Annotated in this window: 6 protein-coding genes; 2 read left to right on the top strand and 4 right to left on the bottom strand. The window is 61.5% G+C overall.

Annotated features, from left to right (window positions below; all coding sequences use genetic code 11):
• Positions 1-314 precede the first annotated feature (314 nt).
• The 4 genes from JF66_RS21785 to JF66_RS12955 all read right to left on the bottom strand — a co-directional run bounded on the left by JF66_RS21785 (position 315) and on the right by JF66_RS12955 (position 2,685).
• A complete protein-coding gene (locus JF66_RS21785; RefSeq protein ID WP_051973513.1) occupies positions 315-848 on the bottom strand; it encodes a GNAT family N-acetyltransferase in 534 nt (177 codons plus the stop codon).
• Positions 849-1,004: 156 nt separating this feature from the next.
• A complete protein-coding gene (locus JF66_RS12970) occupies positions 1,005-1,241 on the bottom strand; it encodes an antibiotic biosynthesis monooxygenase (RefSeq protein WP_231556417.1) in 237 nt (78 codons plus the stop codon).
• 102 nt (positions 1,242-1,343) lie between these two features.
• The gene (locus tag JF66_RS12965; protein WP_035878810.1) at positions 1,344-1,985 is read right to left on the bottom strand and encodes an NADPH-dependent F420 reductase; all 642 of its coding nucleotides are present in this window, start codon (positions 1,983-1,985) and stop codon (positions 1,344-1,346) included.
• A 403-nt stretch (positions 1,986-2,388) separates the two neighbouring features.
• Positions 2,389-2,685, bottom strand: a complete 297-nt coding sequence (locus tag JF66_RS12955) for a hypothetical protein (RefSeq protein ID WP_035878803.1) — start codon at positions 2,683-2,685, stop codon at positions 2,389-2,391.
• Positions 2,686-2,972: 287 nt separating this feature from the next.
• On the opposite strand from JF66_RS12955, the gene JF66_RS12950 reads away from it, so the two are divergent.
• Both JF66_RS12950 and JF66_RS12945 read left to right on the top strand, forming a co-directional pair.
• On the top strand, positions 2,973-3,248 hold the full coding sequence (locus tag JF66_RS12950) for a type II toxin-antitoxin system Phd/YefM family antitoxin (protein ID WP_035840177.1): 276 nt from the start codon (positions 2,973-2,975) through the stop codon (positions 3,246-3,248).
• Positions 3,245-3,508 (top strand): type II toxin-antitoxin system RelE/ParE family toxin, encoded by a 264-nt coding sequence (locus JF66_RS12945; protein ID WP_035878799.1) that lies wholly within the window; start codon positions 3,245-3,247, stop codon positions 3,506-3,508. The genes JF66_RS12950 and JF66_RS12945 overlap by 4 nt, the downstream gene beginning before the upstream one ends.
• Positions 3,509-3,748: the final 240 nt, after the last annotated feature.

Here is a 3,748-nt window from a genome sequence, read left to right as displayed (position 1 = left end):
ATGATCTGTCTGGACTGCTCTCGAGTGTGGTGACGCCCCACGGGCAGGTGCTGCCACGTGTTGGGATCGCTGTAAACGCCAAAGACTGATTCGAGATCCTCAGGAGTCAGCGGTGACAATGCCAGTCGAGCGCAGGCCAAATCTAAATTCGTCATCGAGACCATTGTTCCGCATCGCACCCACGCTGTGCCGCAGATGGTGCGCAAGATAGACCTCGAGCGACACGGTTTTGGGACACGTTGCAGAACTAGGGCTGGGCTTCCTTGAGGCTTCGCAGAGGAACAACCTCTGCCGCGCCAATACTTGGGATCTCCTCAGCGGTCGCTTGTCGGTTCCACGGGCCCGAGGCGAGACTGGATCATCCGAATGAACGTTGTTCCTTCGGGTGCAGGCCGTGCGTGACCGTCTGGGTGCCAGCCCCGAGACGCGTAAAAGCGAATCGCACGGTCGTTCTCGCTCCACACCTCGAGGACGGCAGTATCGGAATCAGTGGCCAGCCATGTGGCCTCAAAGGCTTCATAAAGTCGGCCGCCGATTCCCTGGCCCCAGGCGTGCGGCTCCACGTAGAGACTGACCAACTCGAAAGCGTCGGCTCGCGCATCATCCGGAAGTGACGTGGCTGCCATGGCAGCGAAGCCAAGGACCGGACCACCTTGAGAGGCCGCCATGACGGTGTACTCGGCCGATATGAGACGGTTCCGCCACACCGGTTCGAAGTCCCACTCCTGACCGGGAACCTCCAGCAGCCGAGGGCTGTTCGAGTAGTACGCATTTCGCGCGGCTACATGGATGCGAGCTATCTCCGGAGCAAGCTCGGGACCAGCCTGAACGATTCGAATATCGGGCATGAACGAAAGCCTAAATGATCTCCTCGCAGAGTTCCCGGCTCCTTCGCCGTCGATGTGGAGCCTGCTCGAGCAACGCGTCGGTCGTTCTCCGGGAGGGCGCAACATCCTGCCGTCACGCGTGGTCTCTTGCACTAGGTCGTCCAATGCATATCTGGATCAGATGTCGCTGGCGGTCGTGACGTGCGCGACCCGGGCGCCACTGACGAGAAGCGAGCCCAGTTCGGTCGCGCCCGCGACGGTGCGCCATTCCCGGTACTCGGCGTCGGCGTCGGCTTCGGCCGAAGCCCACCGCTCCATCAGGATCAGGTGGGCGGGGTCTTCGGCATCGACCAACACTTCAACGCCTAGGCACCCGTCAAACGCTCGGGGCCCGGCGAGGATGTCTCTCAGCACGGCCGGCGCGCAGAAGACGGCATCCGGCTCCAAGCGGAGGTCGAGAAGAACTATGAGGGCTATTTATGCTCCGAATCAGAGGGGGAGACTGCGGCGCCGGAATCAGATCGTGCGCGGTGCCTTTGCCAGGTTGGCCTCGAGCTCAGCAATGTTCTGTCGCGTGCCAAAGGCCGGACGGTCGCGCTCGACGCGCCAGCTCTCGGACAGTGCACCGATGTTCACGGTGTCAAAACCGAATTCGTCGTACAGCTTCGTGACGAAGTCGGAGGCATCCGCAAAGTCGGACGATGTAGCGAGCGCACGCCGTGCCGGGTCACCGGTCGGGAACGAGTCAGCGGTGATGTCGGCGGCCGTGATGTGATTGAAGCCCTTTGCCACGCGCGAAGTCGGTAGGTGCTCCTGCAGCATGCCGGTAACGGTCGCCTCGCCGTTGTCGAGGGCCTCGATGCGGCCGTCGCGTTCGAAGTAGTAGTTGTTGGTGTCGATGACGATCTTGCCGGCGAGCGGCTGGACCGGAACGTCCGCATAAGCCTTGAGCGGCACGGTCACGACCGCGACGTCGGCAGCCTGTGCCGCCTGCGCGGCGGTTCCGGCGGTAGCCTTCGGGCCGAGCTCGGCGACGAGGGACGCGAGCGTCTCGGGGCCGCGGGAATTACTGATCACGACGTCGTAGCCGCTCTCGATCGCCTTGCGGGCGACCTGGCTGCCAATGTTTCCTGCACCGATGATTCCGATAGTTGTCATGCTCACGACAACGGGCCGGGCGTCGAAAATGTTCCCGATGCCACGAGGCTGACGTGATGGAGGCGTTCAGGATCGCCACGTTCACGCGGTGTGCCTGAGCCCCGGCGCGATCAGCCGACCGGTCTGTCCTTCTTTCCATTCCTTGGGCGACTGAAACCTGAGCCGTCGAAACAGTGCCGGCGCGAAAGAGCACAATGACCACCCAGCGATGCCGACGGATGGTCTGGTGGGGTGGCAGGCTGACAACGCTGACCAGCGAAGCGGAAGCCGAAGCGTGCACCTGAGATGTCCGAACGGCCCGCTCCGGAGTAGGCCCCGAAGGTATCCACCGTGACAGCCATGCCCGCCGCACACGGCCTGCCACTAAAGCACCTCACAGGGATTCGCGTTCGTGATACCGCTATCAGAGGCGCTTCTTCGGGCACGTATTCTGGGCGCCTGTCAAAGGCTGCCCAACCTCTCTGACAACTTCCCCCGTCAGATAGTTAAGTTGAGGCACGTGCGGTGACATGCCGCCCGTCGTTGTGTACCCGGCCGTCTCTTCGCGAACCGCCCCCACAAGCACTGCGCACGACAGAAACATGACCACGGAGAACAGCAGGATCGCTGCGGCGAGGAGAGCGTACAACCATGGCTGGACCGTTTCGGCGGTTGCGCCCGAAACAAAATAGGCTCCTCCGGAAATAAAGCCGAGGGTCATTAAGATTCCCGAGAGGGGACCGAGGGCGCGCGCCCGCTGAGCCGCGGCCGCCCAGGGATCATGTCTGACTTGTTCAACTCATTCACCGTCCCCGCGTTCCGGGGAAGCCTATCTGCTCACGACTTGGGCAGGCCCGCAAGAGGGACGGCTCCCGCGACAGATCTGGGCCTGATCAACGCAACTGCCGAACACCCTGAGGCCGTGTCAGAGGGGAACGTCGAGCGGGCGACTCGTTGTACATTTGAAGATCTCTTGTACAGTCGTTAGGTGAAATGTACGATTGGTACATGTCGACCACAGTTCCCGTCAGCGTCTCTGATGCACGCGACCAGCTCGCATCGATCATCGACCGCGCTCGCACCGAGCACCAGCCGGTTTTCTTGTCTCGCCGCGGGCGGCGAGTCGCGGCTGTTATCGACGTCGACGATTTAGAGCGCCTCATTGAATTGGCCGAAGACATGGCCGATATTCGTGCCGCTGAGGAATCGCGTGAAGAGATGCGTCGCACGAAAAGCGAACCGACCCCCTGGGAACAGGTGAAGGCGGACCTCGGCCTCGTATGACGTACTCGGTGAAGATCGCACCAGCCGCCGAACGGCAACTGTGCAAGTTCGATCCGCAGGTCCGCCGGAGAGTTCAAGCAGCGTTCGACCTCTTGGCCGACGATCCGCGGCCACCCAAAGCAATCCAACTCGTCGGAGGCTCTGGCGAATGGCGGGTCCGAACGGGTGATTACCGCATCATTTACGAGATTCACGACGACCTGTTAATCGTGCTCATCCTCCGACACGGACATCGTCGCGAGATATACGAATCCCGATAAGTGATCCCGCAACGGGAACCTTGATTGGCATTCGCTCGGCGACAACAGACAACCTCTGCACAGGCGAAGATCGTTAGTCACATTGCCCAGCCTGAGCTCACCAGACCTTGTCAGCGACTCCCGAGAAGACGGCTGCGAACACTGCGCCGGCACCTTTTTCGACAGGGCCATTCAGAATGATCGCGTTGATGCGCTCAAGCGGTGCGAAAAATGGCACCAAGTGTGTACTTGGCTAAGTGC

Origin of the sequence: Cryobacterium sp. MLB-32 (assembly GCF_000738085.1) — a bacterium.
Taxonomy (GTDB): domain Bacteria; phylum Actinomycetota; class Actinomycetes; order Actinomycetales; family Microbacteriaceae; genus Cryobacterium.
This window is presented reverse-complemented; position numbering and strand designations above follow the sequence as displayed.